Origin of the sequence: Kordiimonas sp. SCSIO 12610 (genome assembly GCF_024398015.1) — a bacterium.
Taxonomy (GTDB): Bacteria; Pseudomonadota; Alphaproteobacteria; order Sphingomonadales; family Kordiimonadaceae; genus CANLMI01.
Window position 1 is genome coordinate 3248381 of record NZ_CP073747.1, and the last position, 18061, is coordinate 3266441.

Below are 18061 nucleotides of genomic sequence, written 5' to 3' on the forward strand. Positions count from 1 at the left end.
GGATTTTTACGTTATAATTAATTTTACTCTATCCACACTTATATAAACTTATGCACCTGCCTATATGGGATGCATGACATACCTTCCAAGGTTTCTATAGTACAGATTGTATCACAATAATATGATCAATAATCCTTGATTAAATCCAAACTTTTTAGACATATACGTCTCAAGCCTGAATAATCGGCTCCGCGGTTATCGTTTACATCCAAATAGAAACCAGTTTAATGTTTATCATCAAATTGATTTTGGCATTTTTTACTACATGCACAAGGGGATTTTATGGGACCGTTAAAGGGCGTTAAAATTATTGAGGTTGTGGGAATTGGGCCAGGCCCTTTTGCCGGTATGATGCTGGCTGACATGGGTGCAGATGTAATTGCAGTTGATCGCCCGGGTAACATTGGCCCCACAGAACTCAAGGTCGATATAAACCGCCGCGGCAAAAAATCCATCCAATTAGACCTGAAATCAGAAACTGGGCAAAAAATCTTTCTGGATTTATGTAAAAATGCCGACGCGCTTTTTGAGGGATATCGCCCGGGCGTAATGGAACGCCTGAACCTTGGCCCCGATGATATCAGCGCTGTTAACCAAAGGCTTGTCTACGGCCGAATGACCGGTTGGGGCCAAACAGGTCCCCTTGCAAATACCGCAGGCCACGACATCAACTATATTTCCTTGTCTGGCGCTTTGCACTCAATAGGCCCAAAGGATAGCCCCCCCGAAGCCCCTCTTAACCTGGTGGGGGATTATGGCGGCGGCGGTATGATGCTTGCCTTCGGTCTCGTTTGCGCGATCTTGGAAGCCAAAAACTCTGGTAAAGGGCAGGTTGTCGATGTCAGTATGGTAGAAGGATCGAGCGCTTTAATGTCAATTTTCTATTCATTGATGGCAAGCGGTCAGTGGGCCCCAATGCGCGGTGTCAACTTGCTCGATGGTGGTGCTCATTTCTACGGCACCTTTGAAACAGCAGATAATAAATTTGTGTCCTTAGGCGCCATAGAACCGCAATTCATGCAGATATTTATTGAGAAAGCCGGCTTAGATGCCCGCTGGATGCAAAATCATTTCAACCCGGCTGAATGGCCCAAATTGAAACAAGAATTAACTGAAATTTTCAAAAGCAAAACGCAACAGGAATGGCAAGACTTACTGGATGGTACAGACGCGTGCTTTGCCCCAGTTTTACCATTTTGGGAAGCGCACAAACACCCGCACAATCTTGCTCGAAATAGCTTTATTGAAATTGATGGCGTGACCCAACCTGCTCCAGCCCCAAAATTTTCTGACACTGCACCCAAAACACCCTCTGCCCCCGTAAAACGCGGTCATGACACCAATAACATTATGCAAACACTTGGATATTCCAATAGCGATATAGAGCAATTTAGAAACCAAGGTATAATTGGGTGACATATGAGCGATGATACATGGCTATCAATTAACAAAGCTCGATGGGAAGAACGTGTTTCAATTCATACAAAATCAAGCCTGTACGATGTTGAAGGATTTTTAAGCGGCAGGCTATCGCTCGGTGATCAAGAAATCCATGATATGGGCTCGGTCAAAGGGAAATCACTCCTTCATTTACAGTGTCATTTTGGCCTCGACACCTTATCCTGGGCACGCTTGGGCGCAAATGTAACCGGCCTAGATTTCTCGGAAGAAGCAATAAAGCAGGCGAAGAAACTTGCAGAACAAGCCGAGTTGGAAGCTGAGTTCATCTGTGCGGATGTCTATAAAGCGCCTCAGATCATCCAAAATCAATTTGACATTATTTATACAGGCATAGGCGCTATTTGCTGGCTACCGGACATCAACAATTGGGCAAAAACCATCGCGCAACTATTGAAAGCAGACGGCAAATTATTTCTCATCGAAATACACCCTGTGGAATGGATTTTCGGGAACGGTTTTGATCTGGCGTACGACTATTTTCACGGGCCAGAAGGCCTTCATCTTATTGAATCTGGTACATATACTGATGGTGACCAAGCAACCATCAACAACGATTTAGTTAATTGGAACCACAATCTTGGCAAGGTTATCACAGCGCTCGTCAATGCTGGTCTTATGATCAAACGCCTAGATGAAAGTGACGAGTGTCCATTTATGCGATGGGATTTTATGGAAAAGGCAGGAAACAGCCGCTACAAGCTTCCAGCAGAATATAAATCTATCCCACTCATGTATACACTCGAGGCCATCAAACCCTGATTGATTATCTATCATGTATCAGGGAGGTAGGGGTGAGCTATAATGCTCAGTACTTAACTCACCCCGCAAGCATTGGCAAAGAAAGACACCAAAACACCGAGCATGCCATATGCCTGCCAGACATAAATGTCCTGCTATTTTTCTACGTGAAGTCATCCATCTTATAAATCAATTATAATAGATATAAGAAATCGACCTAAACGATTATGTGTAACTTGCCTGAGCGCTAAAATCCTTTTATCGCAATCTTTGCCATACTCCTTTAGAAGTGGCGCCAATTATTGGTGCTTTAAACACACTTTAAGTCTACTCACCACCCAACTAAAAAGGGCATCGCTAAGCAGCAATGCCCTGTAATTTGCTTATGAAAGCTATTGATCAAAGATCTATTTACCAAGCTCGGTAGGATAAGCAGGTGCTTTCTTCAACCGAATTGGTTTATAGGTTTTCAGATCATTCAGCATTTCATCAATTGCACGATCAAGCTGTGCATCCTTGCCTGCATTCACATCCACAGGGAATAACTCAACCTCAATATCTGGTACAGCGCCCTCGTTTTCAATGCGCCATTCACCGTCAGGTGTGAAGAAACGGAAATAAGGAACCGTTACTACGCCGCCATCAATAAGCTGCGGATTTGCTGAAATACCGATTAAACCACCCCAGGTTCGGGTTCCAATTAGCTTGCCCAAGCCCATACGCTGGAAACTGTATGGTAGGAAGTCACCACCAGAACCAGCATCCTGATCAATCAACATTGCCTTGGGGCCATAAGTTGCCACACCCGGCGTATCAAAGAGGATAGCATCCCGGTCCTTCCAGCCTGCTAAATACTCACGCGACAGAATATCCGTAATATAGTTAGCGGCCTGGCCACCACCGTTAGAACGTTCGTCAATAATAACCGCTTCCTTATCGAATTGCGCAAAGAACATACGGTTAAAATACGTGAAGCCACCGCCAGCAGTATTCGGCACATAAACATACCCCACACGGCCATCGGTTTTTTCTTCCACATATTTGCGGTTATCCTCTATCCAGCGCCAGTTACGAAGCTGACCATCATTTCGGATAGGTTCAACCACAACGTCACGCGTTTCATCACCGTCAGTATTCTCGGATAAGGTCAGCGTGACCTGCTTACCAACTGTATCTGCAAAGAATGAGAAGATATTATCAGTTCCACTCAGTGTCCGACCATTCACTGCAACAATATAATCACCAATATTGGCATCAACACCCGGTGCCGAAAGCGGTGCTACAAGAAACGGATTCCAGTTCTCTCCAGAATAGATATCCTTGATACGATATTGGCCATTTTCAATACGCAAATCAGCACCCAACAGGCCAACATTTACAGGACGTTCACGATGTGTATCGCCGCCAAATATGCGATTGTGCCCCACTTGCATTTCAGCAATCATTTCGATCATGAGTGTATTCAAATCTTCACGTCGACCGACATGGGCAACCAATGGTTTGAAACGGTCATAGACGGCTTGCCAATCAAGGCCGTGCATATTGGGATCATAGAAATATTCGGCTTCCATACGCCAAACATCATTGAATATTTGAGTCCATTCCTTACGCGGGTCTACAAACATTCGCACATCAGTTAAGCGTAGTGGCTTGCCGCTGATTTGCTTACTTGCTTTACCAAACATCAAGCGATTGTTCGCACCCTGAACCAATAGAGTTTTACCATCTGCGCTCATGGTGTAATTTTGAACCAAATCGAACACACGCGATGCTTTTTTCGATTTAAAATCAAAGCGCATTAATTTATGCACTGCACCCCGCGGCGAACTGGGTGGTTCGTTACTGATACCTGGCTGGATGCGCTCAATAAAGAACAAGCCACCATCTTTGGCAACTTCAAGGCTATCGTAACTTCGTTCCGCCACAGGCAAAGCAATAATTCTGTTGGTTATCCCTTCAACATGAATACTTGGTGCTTTCTTTGTTTCTTCAGTATTTTCATCAGCGCTATCGTCTTCATCCACTTCATCAGATGATTTCTTGGCGCGGTCAATCTCATCACCGGCTTCAGGTAATAATGGGGAACGACCATCATCATGGAGCACAGCAGCATAAATACCGCGGCGCAGTGGGCGTTCCTGCGTACTCAGATCAAGCCAAACCGATTGACTAGGGCCAGAGTTGGTTGAGCCCGTGAAATAAAGATACTGACCATCTTTCGAGAATGCAGGTGAACCAGCATGCACCATACCATCAGTTAACGCTGTGGTTTCCCCGCTTTCGAAACTATAGAGCATGACATCATCAAAGAAGTTCGTTCGCGGCGCAGTATAAGCAAGCCACTCACCATCCTTCGAAAGCGAGACGCTCATGGCCGCACGACGCTTCATTTTTGCAATTTGCGTACGCTCTCCACTTGCAAGGTCTATCGCGAACAAGCCAAGATGATTATCACTATAAATGATACGGTTCGCTTTTGCTGACCATTCCAGAAGATTGAAATACCCTTTATCACCAAGTGATAGTTTGCGAACTTTCCCAATTCCTGTCTGTGGGGCAATTACGAGCGTGTGCTTCATACCCTCATCAGAAATATACGCTATTTCACCCCCTTTTGGAGACCAAAGCGCAGACCCTTCACGAATTCCATCTGATTTTGTTAGGTTTCGAGTTGATCCCTCCTTCACAGGAACTGTAAAAACATCACCGCGCGCGGACAATAATGCCCGCTTACCCGTTGGGGAAAGTGCAATACTTTGTACGGTACGGCTGGCATCTTTCCACTGAGGCCGAAGTTGAGGCAGATCGGGGTTAATCTTTACATCAATATCTTTGATGCGTCCCGACCTCACATTCAATTCTTTTAAATGCCCACCGGTTTCAAAGAGGATATGGTCGCCAAATGCGCCAGCACTTCTGACGTCCCATACGGTTTCTTTTGTGAGCTGGCTGAGTTTCTTATTTTTAGTGTTGTAACCATGAATATTCATGGCACCATCAGCACGGTCAGAAATAAAATAAACCGTATCCTTGAGCCACATTGGATTTGTATCATTTACAAGGTCATGTGGTATTTTCTCTAACGCACCATCCTTGGGTGAATAAATCCAAATTGGCGGAGTAGCCCCTCCACGATATTGACGCCATCCACTCGCGCCGAAATATGCTTGCCTGTGGGGGCGATAAGCAAATCGTTCACCGTTTGGCGACCAAACGCCTTCATATGCGAGCGCATCCATCATTTTCGTGGGATAACCACCATCGGTGGAAATATGGTATATTTGATTTGATCGACCACTTTTCACTTCACGGCGGGAGGCAAAAACCACTTCCTTACCGTCTGGTGTCCATCCATTCGCAGTATCTGCGCCTGGATGATATGTTAATCGCTTTGGCTGGCCACCATCAATCGAGATGACATAGACATCCGTATTACCGTCATAATTTGCTGTAAACGCAATCTCTCGGCCATTAGGGGAAAATTTTGGTCCAGTCTCATTTGCCGCATGTGACGTTAAACGTTTTGGATTCTTTCCATTTCGGTCCGCTATCCAAAGATCCCCTGCATATACGAAAGCAATGTTGTTTTTACTGATATCAGGTTGTCTTAATAATAGTGTTTCATCTGTCCCAAATGAAGGCTGACCAAGTAAACCCACACCGCACACCAGTGCAACCATCTGAGATATTTTGCTCAATCTATTTAATTTAAACTGTTTTGAAAAAGTCATTAAATTACCCTTGTGTCCCAATTATCCCCATTTTTACAGTAGACTATGCGAATAAAGACTATCCGTCCAGAAAACTAAGTCTATAATAGGGTTAATCAAAAGACTTGCGTTTTTAATACTGAAGAACGGCATAAAATGACTGGTACAATTGTCCTTTTTAACCTCAATCTGCGCCTGCATGACAACGTGCCTCTTCACACTGCCGCCGCCAACGGACCGGTAATTCCTGTCTATATTTATGATAATACAATTAAAACCCGCTGGCCTTTAGGAGGCGCATCGAAATGGTGGCTTCATCAAAGCTTAAATGCATTAGCCAATGATTTAAATGCGATCGGCAGCAAACTCATCATTCGGGAAGGCAACAGCTATCTGGTATTGAAAGAGCTGATTCAACAAACCGGATATAAAGATATTTATTTCGAGCACTCGATTTTGCCTGAGGCGTCCATTCCTGAAGATAGACTTTACAAACTATGTAAGCGATTTGGCGGAGAAGCCAGACGCTTCAGAGGGCAAACTTTATTTCACCCTTCCCAAATTCATACGAAAGATCAAACGCCGTACAAGGTCTTTACACCGTTTTGGAATAGTTGCCTCAAGCACGAAGCAATCCCGACACCATTGCCTATTCCACATCTTCAGGCGCCAGAAAACTGGCCTGATAACATTCCCCTTGAAGACTTAAAGTTACTTCCAACCGACTTTGACTGGACGAATTCTCTGGACAAATGCTGGCAGGCGGGAGAAACGCAGGCACGCAAAGCACTCGATCAATTTGTTTCTGAAAATATAGATCAGTATGACAATGACCGTGATATACCAAGCCTGAAACATGGGACATCAAAGCTCTCGCCTCATCTTCATTTCGGCGAAATCAGCCCAATCACCGTATGGCACCAAGTTAAAAACGCAATTGACTTGTCCCCCTCCAAAGACAGAGGCGGCAAAGTTTTCTTAAAGGAACTAGGGTGGCGTGAGTTTTCATATCATTTGCTTTATCATTTTAATGATCTCGATCAAGCTCCACTGAATAAAACATTCCAACATTTCCCATGGGTCAAAGACACTGGCTCACTGACGGCCTGGCAAAAGGGACAAACGGGATATCCAATAATAGACGCTGGCATGCGCGAACTCTGGCAAACAGGTTGGATGCATAATCGCGTTAGGATGATTGTTGCTTCTTTTCTGGTAAAAAACCTAAGAATCCATTGGTTGGAGGGGGCCAAATGGTTTTGGGATACCCTGGTGGACGCAGACCTTGCAAGTAACAGCGCAAGTTGGCAGTGGGTTGCAGGGTGTGGTGCGGAAGTGGCCCCTTACTTCCGTATATTTAACCCTACACTCCAGAGCAAAAAGTTTGACCCAGACGGCGAATATATTCGCCGCTATGTACCAGAGTTAAAAAAAATGCCGGACAAACATATTCACGAACCCTGGACAGCCAATCAGGATATTTTAGAAAGCGCGGGGATTAAACTTGGTAAAACATACCCACGGCCCATTGCTGACCATAAAGCAACACGGGAAGAAGCGCTAATTGCGTATCAGCAGTTAAAGTCCAGCAAGGCCTTGGTATCGTAGATCAGAGGGGTGAACGTTTAGCCAGAATACGCTGCAATGTTCGCCTATGCATATTCAAGCGCCGGGCTGTCTCTGAAACATTGCGATCGCAAAGTTCATAAACACGCTGGATATGTTCCCATTTCACACGGTCAGCTGACATCGGATTTTCAGGCGGCGGCGGTGTCTGCCCCGCAGGTGTTAAAAGTGCATTTTCAATTTCATCCGGATCAGCGGGCTTAGCAAGGAAATCTACAGCCCCTGCCTTCACCGCTGATACAGCGCTTGCGATATTTCCGTACCCAGACAACATAACAACTCTGATATCAGGGATAATTCGCCTAAGCTGCGGGACAAGATCAAGGCCATTACCGTCCTGAAGGCGCATATCCAATACAGCATAGTTAGGTTTATGCTCGCCAGCCAAAATCGCGCCTTCTTCTATTCCTTCAGCTGCAAAAACGACAAACCCCTTACGCTCCATACTCAATGTTAAACGAGTTCGATAAGCCCTGTCGTCTTCCACAATGAGTAACTTCTTGTTTTGATTTTCCATCGTGCTCTATCCCTAAGGTTACGTCCGTTTTTCATCTTCCAACATCGCTATTGGCCATGATATCACAACTCTAGCGCCAGGAGAGATCAATTCTCTACCGGCTGATTCAAACACTAATTGTGCCCCTGACTGTTCGAGTAAAGTTTTAGCAATAAACAATCCTAAACCTAACCCACCGTCCTTACCTGGTGTAGGTTGACGCGTAGAAACATATGGTTCACCGAGTGTTTTTAATATTTGAGGGTCAAACCCTGGCCCATCGTCTTCAACTGATACCCAGAAGTGGGTGTTATCTTTTTCGATTGTTATATCAACGACCGAATTTGCATAACCAACTGCATTCTCGATAATATTTCTAATTGCATGGACAAGATGAGGTAATTTTTTAATGATCAAATGATCAGTCTGATCGTTGACATGGTACTCTATCGAAACATTGCCTCGCCCTTCATGAGGGGAGGCAGCTTCACGTATCAACGATTCCAACGTTACACGTGTGAAATGGTCTGTATTCCCTGCCCTGCGCTCTTCGCGCAACTGCGACAAAATATTTCTGCAGCGTGTTGTTTCTGAATAGATCAACTCAAGATCAGCGCGCGTTAACTCATCGCCTTGCCATGTATCGAGAAGTTCTTTAGACGCTAGCATAATTGTACCAAGCGGAGTACCAAGTTCGTGTGCAGCAGCGGCAGCCAATGTTCCGAGCGCAGATAATTTCTGCTCGCGTTCCAACGCAATTTGAGTTGCTGCCAGGGCTCTCGCATGATTACGCCCCTCGCTGCTAACTTTAGCCATATATACAGCAATAAATATTATTGTGAATGTGCCACCGATCCATAATCCAGCCTTGATCATAGGATGAACAATAGGCGCTTCCCCATTCCAGGGTAGGCTGTAAGGCGTGAAGGCAAGGGCTGTGATTGCTGTAATCGCTAGAAAAATGAGTGACTTGGTGCTTCGTTGCCCAAGAATACTAGCAGAAACACTTGTTGGTGCTAACAGAAGGATAGCAAAGGGATTTGCTAATCCGCCTGTAAAAAACAAAAGAAATGTCAGATGCAATAGGTCAAACGCTAGTTGCCCCGCGGCTTCTTTATCTGTCAAACGACGATTCATATCGGCTTGAAAGGATAGCCACAAATTCAATGCGGCGGATATACCAACCGCCGAGATGGTCAGATAAATCGGGACCGAGAAATCAAGAATAAAATATACAAACAGTAGGCTACTAAGCTGACCAATAACAGCTAGCCATCGAATAAGAACTAATGTCCCCAATCGGACACGACCATCGCGATAAACATCGGCAACAGATGTATCGTGTCTTTCATACCTGTCCTGTTCTTGTATTATATCCATGCTATCAATAGGTTGCGCCTGCATCCTGCAAAGCACGTATCATACGCCGACTACGGCTAATTTGTGCATACTCCAGCGCTGTTTTACCACTAAGGTCCTGAACATTGGGATCAGACCCCGCGTCTAATAACACCTCTACAACTCTAAACTTTCGAGCCCTTACAGCCTTCATCAAGGCTGTTTCTTGACCAATATCGGCACGGTCAGGGTCTGCATTATTTTCGAGCAACATTTTTACCTGAGCAGTGTCACCAGCAAGTGCGCGTATCATCAAAGCCGTTTCGCCGCGGTTTCTATCTGCCAAGTTTGGATTTGCACCCGCATCCAACAGAACTTTCATCATATTTCCGTTAGCATTTTTTGCTGCGATAATAATACCAGGCACTCCATCACTTCTGCGACGAGTATCAGGGGAAACGCCTTTTTTCAAAAGCGCTTGAACCTCTTTGATATCATCACGGCCAACCTCCCTGAGGAGTTTAAATTGATCAGATTGTGCATAAGCCGAACTAAAGGTCCCCAGAGACAACAGAGTGAACATCCCGAAGGAAATTAAAAGGAAACCACGCATTTGGTTCAACATTACTTTCATCCTAACAACTTTGAATTATTTATAGTGTATACGATATAATAAAAACTAGACTGTGCGGCAATTTATCTCTTAACAGTGACAACTGGCAAACAAATTTCTATAACTACAGCCAATGATAATGGTTCTGCCAAATTATACGAGTTAATCCTGTTCAAAAAATGGAGAGTTAGGATGCAGTCTGTCCGTCTTATAGCCTGGGGCGCTGTTGTAATTGTTATTGCGTTTCTGGGGTTGCGGGTATTAATCAATTCACCTGATGATGCTTCTTCACCGTCTCAGACGACATCCCAATCAGGGCCAGGTGGGCCTTTTACATTAATTTCCCACAAAGGTACCAAGGTATCAGATGATGATTTCCGAGGAAAACACATGATGGTTTACTTTGGATACAGTTATTGCCCTGATGTTTGCCCTCTTGAACTACAAAAACTGACCTCAAGCCTGCTTGACCTTGAAAAAGAAGGCTACGACACATCACCCATACAACCTCTTTTCATCTCGGTTGATCCTGAGCGTGACACACCTGAAACACTTAATGAATATGTACCCTTATTCCACCCATCGATGATTGGACTAACTGGCTCAGCAGAGGAAATTGCTGACGTTGCAAAAAAATATAAAGTGTATTTTGCCAAGCGTGAAAGCGATGATGTTGATGGGTATTTGATGGATCATTTATCCGTAATTTTCTTAATGGATCAAAATGGAAATTATCAACGTTTGTTTACCGCTCGTGATAAGCCAGAAGACATTACCAATGCATTGAGACCTCTGTTAAAGAAAGCTGCATAATGGCGGATCATAAAGAAAACCCATTCTGGAAACGAAAAGCATTAACGGAAATGGACCGCGATGAATGGGAGTCACTATGCGATAGCTGTGGAAAATGTTGTCTCCACAAGCTAGAAGACGAAGACACTGGTGAAATATATTACACTGATGTTGCTTGTCGTTTTGTTGATAGCCAAACAATTAAATGCAGCAAGTATCTCGTAAGAAAGCGATACGTTGGCAACTGTGTAGTCATGGATGCAACCATGTTGCATCAACTTCCCTGGATGCCAAGTACCTGCGCGTATCGATTGCTTTATGAAGGGAAAGATCTGCCCGATTGGCATCCATTGGTTAGCGGCGATCCGGAAAGTGTCCACAAAGCAGGAATTTCTATAAAGGGACGTTACATTGACGAACGGGAAGCTGGAGATTTCGAAGATCATCTGGTTGATTGGCCAGCATAAAAACGAGAGCTTAAAACCATATGTGGTTTTCGAAATCAAAAACTCAAAAATCTCCTGTCACGAGTATCACTCTTAACACCGTGACCGGGCCTATAACAATTGATGTTCGCAAAAATAAAAGAGCAAAAAAACTAATTTTGAGAATGGACACGAAATCAGGCCTTCCTGTTGTAACCATTCCCGACGGCGCAAAACAAACTCAAGTAAAAGAGTTCCTCACAAACCATATTGACTGGATTACAGATCAAACAAACATTTTTAAAAATTCATCCTTGCAGACCGGTGACGTCATCTGTTTTGAAGGTCAGGAACACAGATTAGAATACAGTAACACCCCCCCGAGGAAAGTTTGGTTTGCAAATGACAATCAAGATAGAACTATCATTGTTGGCGGACCAATTGATCAAGCCGGCAAACGTCTAGAAAGGTGGCTGCGAAAAACTGCCTCAGAGAAATTAACATGTGCGTCAAGCTATTACGCTGAAACCCTCGGTGTAAACTATTCGAGAATCAGTATAGGTGACATGAAAACCCGCTGGGGAAGCTGTTCATCCAAAGGAACACTAAGGTTTAATTGGCGCTTAATCATGGCGCCACCAGACATACTCGAATATGTTGCGGCACACGAAGTTTGTCATCTATTGGAAATGAACCATTCAGACCGCTTCTGGGCGCATGTGCAATCATGTAGACCTGAGTATCAAAAAGAACGGGCCTGGCTACGAAGTTCTGGCCAAAGCCTAATGACTATTAGACTGTAAGCCTTCTTACTCACCGCCAAATAGTCTCGTCCAAATGCCACGCTTTTTTTTCTTTGTTGGTGCATCACTATCATCAAGTGTCAGAGCATTTTCATACAATACGGCGTCTGCCAGCAATGGTCTTGGGTTTAACCCCACATGGGCATCCAGCATAAAATCAGCCCATATACGAGCTGGCAAACCACCGCCTGTGACCCCCCTCATTGGTGTCCCGTCATCGTTCCCAACCCAGACAACGCAAGACAGGTCACTTGTAAAACCAGCAAATAAAGCATCCCGACTATCTTGAGAGGTCCCTGACTTACCAGCTGCTGGTCTGTCAATCTTGGCATTTTTACCAGATCCCCAAGTGATGACAGCTGTCAGCATATTTGTCATATCACGGACAATATCAACATCCAGTAGCGACATCGGAGCCTGCGCCTGACGCCTGTATAGAACCTCCCCCTCTAAAGACGTAATTTCAATAATTCCGTATGGATTTGCTTTATGCCCTCCATTCGCGAGCACAGCATAAGCACCAGCAAGATCAATTAAACGAACTTCCTCTGTACCAAGGGGCAAGCTTGCAACGGGTGAAATATTGGTTTGTATTCCAAGTCGCTTCGCCATTTCTGCTACGTTTTCTCGGCCCGCTTCTTCAGCCACCTGTACTGCAATTGTATTGATAGACCTTGCAAAGGCTTCTCTCACAGTCATCGGTCCATTAAAAACGCCAGTGTAATTTTTGGGTGACCAACCATCGATCGTTAGCTTCTCGTCGATATATTGATCAGAAATAGAAACACCTTGTTCCATCGCGGCAAGGTAAGAAAACAATTTGAAAGCTGAACCGGGTTGTCGCTGTGCTTGTGCGGCCCGATTATATTGACTCTTACCATAATTCGCACCACCAATCATGGCCCGAACAGCACCGTCATGATCAACAGCAACCAACGCAGCCTGACCAACTCCATGTTTGGCGCTTTCTTGATCTAACCCTCTTTTTATCGCTAAGGAGCCAGCGCGCTGGATAGCGGGGTCAAGCGTTGTATAGATAACCAATGACCTTGGGGCATTATCCCCTAACTGCTTGCGCGCTTCCCGAATGGCCCAATCACTGAAATATCGAACATCATTTCCAACCGGCGAAGTTTTAATTATCGGAGGCTGGGCAGCAATTTTTTTTGCCGCTGTTTGATTGATTGCATCGGCATCAACCATTGTACCCAATACAACTTGGGCACGTTCCCAAGCCCCTTCCGCATTAATATGCGGCGCGAGTGTAGAAGGGGATTTCACTAATCCGGCAAGCAACGCTGATTCTGCTACTGATAAACTTCTTGCACTATGGCCAAAGAATTTCTGTGACGCAGCGTCGATACCATATGCACCCCCGCCAAAATATGTCCGATTTAAGTAAAGCGAGAGGATTTGCTTTTTGGTAAATTTCTGCTCAAGCCAAAAAGAAAGCAAAAGCTCCTGCGCTTTACGTTTAAACGAACGAACGTTCGTCAGAAACATATTCTTCGCCAATTGCTGAGTAATTGTACTACCGCCCGCACGAACACGCCCTGCACGCACGTTCGTATAAATTGCACGTAAAAATCCACGACCGTCAAAGCCATTGTGAGCAAAGAAATATCGATCTTCCACAGATGTAAGGGCCATAATCAAAGCTTCTGGAACCTCTTGGTAAGGTATCCAGTCACCATATATTGGACCTTGCCGAACCAGGGTCACACCATTTGCTGCTTTAACAATTACGGCAGGATCACCAGCACCAGGATGGGGTAAATTATCCATATCCGGTAGGTCATGGGCGAGATAGCCCAAAAGAACGACCCCGATAATAACACTCCACACGGAAGCAACAGCCCCGTAATAGAAAAGTTTTTTAAACCAGGGTTTCGTAGCCGCGCTATTTTTCTTAGCCGAGGTTTTGTTCGTTCGTTTCTTGGATCGATTAGAACGAATAGGCTTATCACGTTTTTCAGCTTTCAAAACTGCCTTCTTGCCTTTTCTTGAGGAAGCACTGGACTTTTTTTTCGTTTTTTCCGCCACTAACGTATCCCGACCATGTAAACCATCGTAATTACAAACATATCTACCCAAACACTTCTATTCGTCCAAATTAGGGCACAAAATGCCTTTCATACAAGTTTTTTGACAAATGCTTTGCAAATATCCAACCAGGCACACATAATAACCGAACGATTGGTTATTATGTGAATACTAAAACTCAAAGGCCTATTATGCCCCGGACTGCCCAGCTATCAAAAACAGAGAGAGCACAGCGCCTTATTCCAATTTTCCAACATTATGGCTATGACGGCGCAACCCTGAACAAATTGGCTTCAGCAACAGAGCTCTCAAAGGCAAGCCTGTATCATCATTACCCCAAGGGTAAAGAAGACATGGCACGTCATGCCCTCGCTTACATGGGTAGTCTATTACAAAAGCATGTGCTCGCACCGCTTAGCGGGCCAGACCCGGAACAAGCCATACAAAACAGCCTCTCAGGTGTTTTGAATTATTATAATGGCGACACTCCCATCTGCCTTATGAATAGTCTGATGCTCGGTAACGGCAAAACCTTGTTTGGAAAAGCTATTCGAGAAACCGTGAAGGTTTGGGCAAAGCTGCTTAGCCAGAATATCGCAAAAACAGGCATTCCGGTTATTGAGGCACAAGAAATTTCAAGTCAGACGATTGAAGCGATACAAGGCTCCCTTATTCTGTGCCGTATTCATGAAACCGATACACACCTTCACGATTGCATTCAAAATGCTCGAAAAAACATTCTTGGATAGAACACCCGGCAAAAAGATCTCACATTGAATTTTCATTATTTTTATAGTCAAGACTTGACCTTTTGGCATTTTCATACCAATTGAATATAAAACCTGAAGGATTTAGTCATGTTTATAGAAACCGACGTTACACCAAACCCGGATACCTTGAAATTTTTACCCGGGAGAACTCTTCTCGAACAAGGAACCGCTAACTTTTCGGACATAGATGCGGCCGACAATTCACCGCTGGCGCAAGCGCTTTTTGCAATAGACGGCGTATCGGGCGTTTTCATCGGATATGATTTTGTTTCTGTGACAAAAGCAACCGAGATGGATTGGACAACAGTCAAGCCCCTTGTCCTCGCTGGTTTGATGCAGTTCTTTGCATCCGGGGCACCTGTTATCACGGGGTCAGGCAGCGATGATATTGCTGTTGAGGAATCAGAAGAAGACGCTGACATTATCGAGCAAATCAAAACCCTCTTGGATGAGAAGGTTCGCCCTGCAGTGGCGGGAGACGGCGGCGACATAATTTACCGCGGCTTCAAGGAAGGTGTGGTTTATCTTCAAATGCAAGGCGCTTGCGCAGGGTGTCCTAGCTCAACTATCACACTAAAACATGGCATTGAAAATCTTCTGAAATACTATGTTCCTGAAGTGATCGACGTTCAACCGGTGGAAATGTAACCTTCGAGGGTAACAAGCCCCTAAAAATTTAATCTGGAACGCCTCCCGGGACCAGAAAATAACGACCTAGCCAGTACCAACGGCCATTGCCAGCAGGCAAGGTACAGTTGATACGATTACGTCCAGGCGGAAATGGTTTGTTGAATCGAACCTCAACTCTATTTCCGTCTAGTTTAATCAGTTTCGCTGCTTCACCAAGGTGGCTTGGGTAGCATGCTAGATTATCAAGACTGGTCAAACTGCTATCAACTGTGAAACCAAATGATGGCGGGTTTTGCTCATCCAACAGCGTAACGCTTGTGGGTATAATGTCCCTCACAGGCAAAGCCTTTGATTTTGCAATCAAACGAAATCTATCAAGGTTGCCATATCGCTCGTTAACCGGGTAACGAGGAATTGCATAATGATTTCCACCAATTGGTGCCGCCCCCGAATATTGAGCAAAGGCCGCTTTGAACCCCAACCTTTCAATCAGGTTTATCAGTCCTTGATCGTATTCACCATAAGGATACGCAAATATGCCAGGAATAAATCCAAGCTCATCTTCAAAACGCTTTGACGCGCGCTCAATGTCATCCTGGGCGCCAGAACCTTCTTCGTATAGTAGATGACTATGAGCCGCCCCATGATGGCCTATTTCAACACCGTCACTGCGAAGCTGTCGGATTTCGTCCCAATTTAAATAGCCTGGCGTCTGTTTGTCCACCAGATCAGTTGAAACAAATAATGTAAGGGGAATTCCTGCCTGCTTCAGTCTGGGCCACGCTTCAGTTAGAACGCTCTTGAACGCATCATCAACTGTAACTACTACCGCTTTTTCAGGAACAGATTCTTTATTTAGAAGCCGATTCACCGCATCCGACATTTTCATGAAGGTATAGTCGCCACTTCGAAGTTCCTCAATTTGCGCGTCAAATTGATCAAGGCGAATATTTGTGCTCGGATAACGATCTTCCCCAAAACGGTGATATATTAAAAATACAATCGACTCATCGGTTTGGGCGTCAATTGATATGCTCATGCCCAACACGGCCAACATCATCAACACTATATTTTTATATATTTGCATAGCCATGGCCACCCATCATCCATTCATTAAGCTTCTCATTTGCCGTTACATCTAAAAACTGACAGGCATTTGGTCAATAATGATAACTTTAAAACCAGATGTCCATTAAATGGGCGAAAATAACTATAGTAGTTGAAGCTCTCATCGAATAAAAGCTGCAAACTGCTCAGTAAATATACCGAGTGATCAATCAGTCATCTAGGCGTATATTAATTTTCACCTGCCCTTTACTGTCGAACGGAATGCACGAATTTGTCTTCACGGATACCGGTTAAAATTTGATGCTATTGTATAAATATTATAGCTTGATATACACAAGCTTTCTGACCCACTTGAGAATTAAACTTACTTATGATCACACTATCTATTGATACGTCAGAACATTATTGTTCAGCCGCTATTGTTAATCATGAGGAATGCCTTGCGAAATATTCCGAGAATATAGGCCGTGGGCACGCAGAAAAATTGCTCCCAACGATCAAAACATTACTTACAGAATCGAACCTTGAGTGGGCTGACCTGAAAAAAATCGCGGTCATAGTTGGCCCCGGTACATTTACCGGCCTGCGGATTGGTTTGTCGGTTGCTCGCGGCTTGGCACTTAGTTTGAAAATACCCTGTATAGGTGTCAGTGGCCTTGAATGCTTGGCCGCACAAATACCTGCCTACGGTACGATACATACCTGTATCGCTGGCCGAGGAGAGACAAGTTACTATCAAAAATTCGAAAAAACGGAAGGTGGTAGTCTAACAGCCACATCAGAGGCAGCATCCCTTAAGAATTCTGATATTGTGGAAAAAATTTCTGAAACAACAAAAACGCATATAATAGGAAGCGGCGCCTCACACATCAAAAAACTGACGAATATTGATCAACACACATTCATCGAGCAATCCTGTGACACCGAAACGCTTGGGTATATGGCTCAATCGCTGTCATCAACTTCAAATCCGGCAAACCCCCATTATTTACGCGCGCCAGATGCCGTCAAGGCAAAGCCAGTATTCAATTTTCAAACAAAATAGATGACAAGCACAGCGAAAAATCAAAATCATTCCTTGATCGAGGTCAGTCACGACAACATACAAGCAATCGAGATATTTGCTCAATTACACTGCGACACTTTTCGTGCAATCCAACAGCAGGAATGGAGCACAAGTGACATACATTCATTATTACTTTCAAGACATACTCATGCCTACCTCTATTGCGACGGCGATAACCCAATTGGTTTTTGCGTATTAAGTATCGTTGATACCGAAGCAGAAATTATTACCATTGGCATTGCGCCAACATATCAAAGCAAAGGACATGGCACGAATTTTTTAAAATCAACCTTGGCTAAGTTGCATTTATTTAAAGTTAAAGAAGTATTCTTAGAAGTCAGGCAAGACAACATGAAAGCAATTGAATTATACAAGTCACTTAATTTCAAAAAAACGGGCATTCGCAGTAAATATTATCAAACTTTAGATAGAAAAAAAATTGACGCATTAACCTTTAAGCTAGAAATGTAACTTCGCATTAC

At 44.3% G+C, this 18061-nt stretch carries 16 protein-coding genes; 10 read left to right on the forward strand and 6 right to left on the reverse strand.

Annotated features, from left to right (window positions below; genetic code table 11):
- Positions 1–282: 282 nt before the first annotated feature.
- Both KFF44_RS14945 and KFF44_RS14950 read left to right on the forward strand, forming a co-directional pair.
- Positions 283–1416, forward strand: a complete 1134-nt coding sequence (locus KFF44_RS14945) for a CaiB/BaiF CoA-transferase family protein (RefSeq protein WP_255935612.1) — start codon at positions 283–285, stop codon at positions 1414–1416.
- Positions 1417–1419: 3 nt separating this feature from the next.
- On the forward strand, positions 1420–2220 hold the full coding sequence (locus KFF44_RS14950) for a bifunctional 2-polyprenyl-6-hydroxyphenol methylase/3-demethylubiquinol 3-O-methyltransferase UbiG (protein ID WP_255935613.1): 801 nt from the start codon (positions 1420–1422) through the stop codon (positions 2218–2220).
- Positions 2221–2606: 386 nt separating this feature from the next.
- Here the strand turns inward: KFF44_RS14950 and KFF44_RS14955 are convergent, their stop codons facing one another.
- A complete protein-coding gene (locus KFF44_RS14955; RefSeq protein ID WP_255935614.1) occupies positions 2607–5930 on the reverse strand; it encodes a S41 family peptidase in 3324 nt (1107 codons plus the stop codon).
- 135 nt (positions 5931–6065) lie between these two features.
- On the opposite strand from KFF44_RS14955, the gene KFF44_RS14960 reads away from it, so the two are divergent.
- Complete coding sequence (locus tag KFF44_RS14960) at positions 6066–7517, forward strand: deoxyribodipyrimidine photo-lyase (protein WP_255935615.1); 1452 nt, start codon at positions 6066–6068, stop codon at positions 7515–7517.
- Between the two features lies 1 nt (position 7518).
- Here the strand turns inward: KFF44_RS14960 and KFF44_RS14965 are convergent, their stop codons facing one another.
- The 3 genes from KFF44_RS14965 to KFF44_RS14975 are packed head-to-tail and all read right to left on the reverse strand — an operon-like array spanning position 7519 to position 9994.
- Positions 7519–8052 (reverse strand): ActR/PrrA/RegA family redox response regulator transcription factor, encoded by a 534-nt coding sequence (locus KFF44_RS14965; RefSeq protein ID WP_255935617.1) that lies wholly within the window; start codon positions 8050–8052, stop codon positions 7519–7521.
- Positions 8053–8070: 18 nt separating this feature from the next.
- Positions 8071–9411: an ActS/PrrB/RegB family redox-sensitive histidine kinase gene (locus KFF44_RS14970; protein ID WP_255935624.1), complete on the reverse strand. Its 1341-nt coding sequence runs from the start codon at positions 9409–9411 to the stop codon at positions 8071–8073.
- A gap of 4 nt (positions 9412–9415) precedes the next feature.
- Positions 9416–9994, reverse strand: coding sequence for an ankyrin repeat domain-containing protein (locus KFF44_RS14975; protein WP_255935625.1), 579 nt, complete (start codon positions 9992–9994; stop codon positions 9416–9418).
- A 180-nt stretch (positions 9995–10174) separates the two neighbouring features.
- Between KFF44_RS14975 and KFF44_RS14980 the strand changes: the two genes are divergently transcribed.
- The 3 genes from KFF44_RS14980 to KFF44_RS14990 are packed head-to-tail and all read left to right on the forward strand — an operon-like array spanning position 10175 to position 12002.
- Positions 10175–10795 carry an SCO family protein gene (locus tag KFF44_RS14980; protein WP_255935626.1) on the forward strand — a complete coding sequence of 207 codons (621 nt, stop codon included), beginning with the start codon at positions 10175–10177 and terminating at the stop codon, positions 10793–10795.
- Positions 10795–11241 carry a YcgN family cysteine cluster protein gene (locus KFF44_RS14985; RefSeq protein ID WP_255935629.1) on the forward strand — a complete coding sequence of 149 codons (447 nt, stop codon included), beginning with the start codon at positions 10795–10797 and terminating at the stop codon, positions 11239–11241. Before KFF44_RS14980 ends, KFF44_RS14985 begins: the two co-directional genes overlap by 1 nt.
- Positions 11242–11261: 20 nt before the next feature.
- Positions 11262–12002 carry a M48 family metallopeptidase gene (locus KFF44_RS14990; protein ID WP_255935630.1) on the forward strand — a complete coding sequence of 247 codons (741 nt, stop codon included), beginning with the start codon at positions 11262–11264 and terminating at the stop codon, positions 12000–12002.
- A 6-nt stretch (positions 12003–12008) separates the two neighbouring features.
- Here KFF44_RS14990 and KFF44_RS14995 read toward each other — a convergent pair whose 3' ends face one another.
- Positions 12009–14045, reverse strand: a complete 2037-nt coding sequence (locus KFF44_RS14995) for a transglycosylase domain-containing protein (RefSeq protein WP_255935632.1) — start codon at positions 14043–14045, stop codon at positions 12009–12011.
- Between the two features lie 191 nt (positions 14046–14236).
- On the opposite strand from KFF44_RS14995, the gene KFF44_RS15000 reads away from it, so the two are divergent.
- Both KFF44_RS15000 and KFF44_RS15005 read left to right on the forward strand, forming a co-directional pair.
- On the forward strand, positions 14237–14794 hold the full coding sequence (locus KFF44_RS15000) for a TetR/AcrR family transcriptional regulator (protein ID WP_255935634.1): 558 nt from the start codon (positions 14237–14239) through the stop codon (positions 14792–14794).
- Between the two features lie 108 nt (positions 14795–14902).
- Positions 14903–15463, forward strand: coding sequence for a NifU family protein (locus KFF44_RS15005; RefSeq protein ID WP_255935637.1), 561 nt, complete (start codon positions 14903–14905; stop codon positions 15461–15463).
- Between the two features lie 28 nt (positions 15464–15491).
- Here the strand turns inward: KFF44_RS15005 and KFF44_RS15010 are convergent, their stop codons facing one another.
- A complete protein-coding gene (locus KFF44_RS15010) occupies positions 15492–16532 on the reverse strand; it encodes a polysaccharide deacetylase family protein (RefSeq protein ID WP_255935639.1) in 1041 nt (346 codons plus the stop codon).
- 351 nt (positions 16533–16883) lie between these two features.
- On the opposite strand from KFF44_RS15010, the gene tsaB reads away from it, so the two are divergent.
- Positions 16884–17558 (forward strand): tRNA (adenosine(37)-N6)-threonylcarbamoyltransferase complex dimerization subunit type 1 TsaB, encoded by a 675-nt coding sequence (gene tsaB, locus KFF44_RS15015; protein ID WP_255935641.1) that lies wholly within the window; start codon positions 16884–16886, stop codon positions 17556–17558.
- Positions 17559–18050, forward strand: coding sequence for a ribosomal protein S18-alanine N-acetyltransferase (rimI, locus tag KFF44_RS15020; protein WP_255935643.1), 492 nt, complete (start codon positions 17559–17561; stop codon positions 18048–18050).
- The last annotated feature ends 11 nt before the right edge of the window (positions 18051–18061 follow it).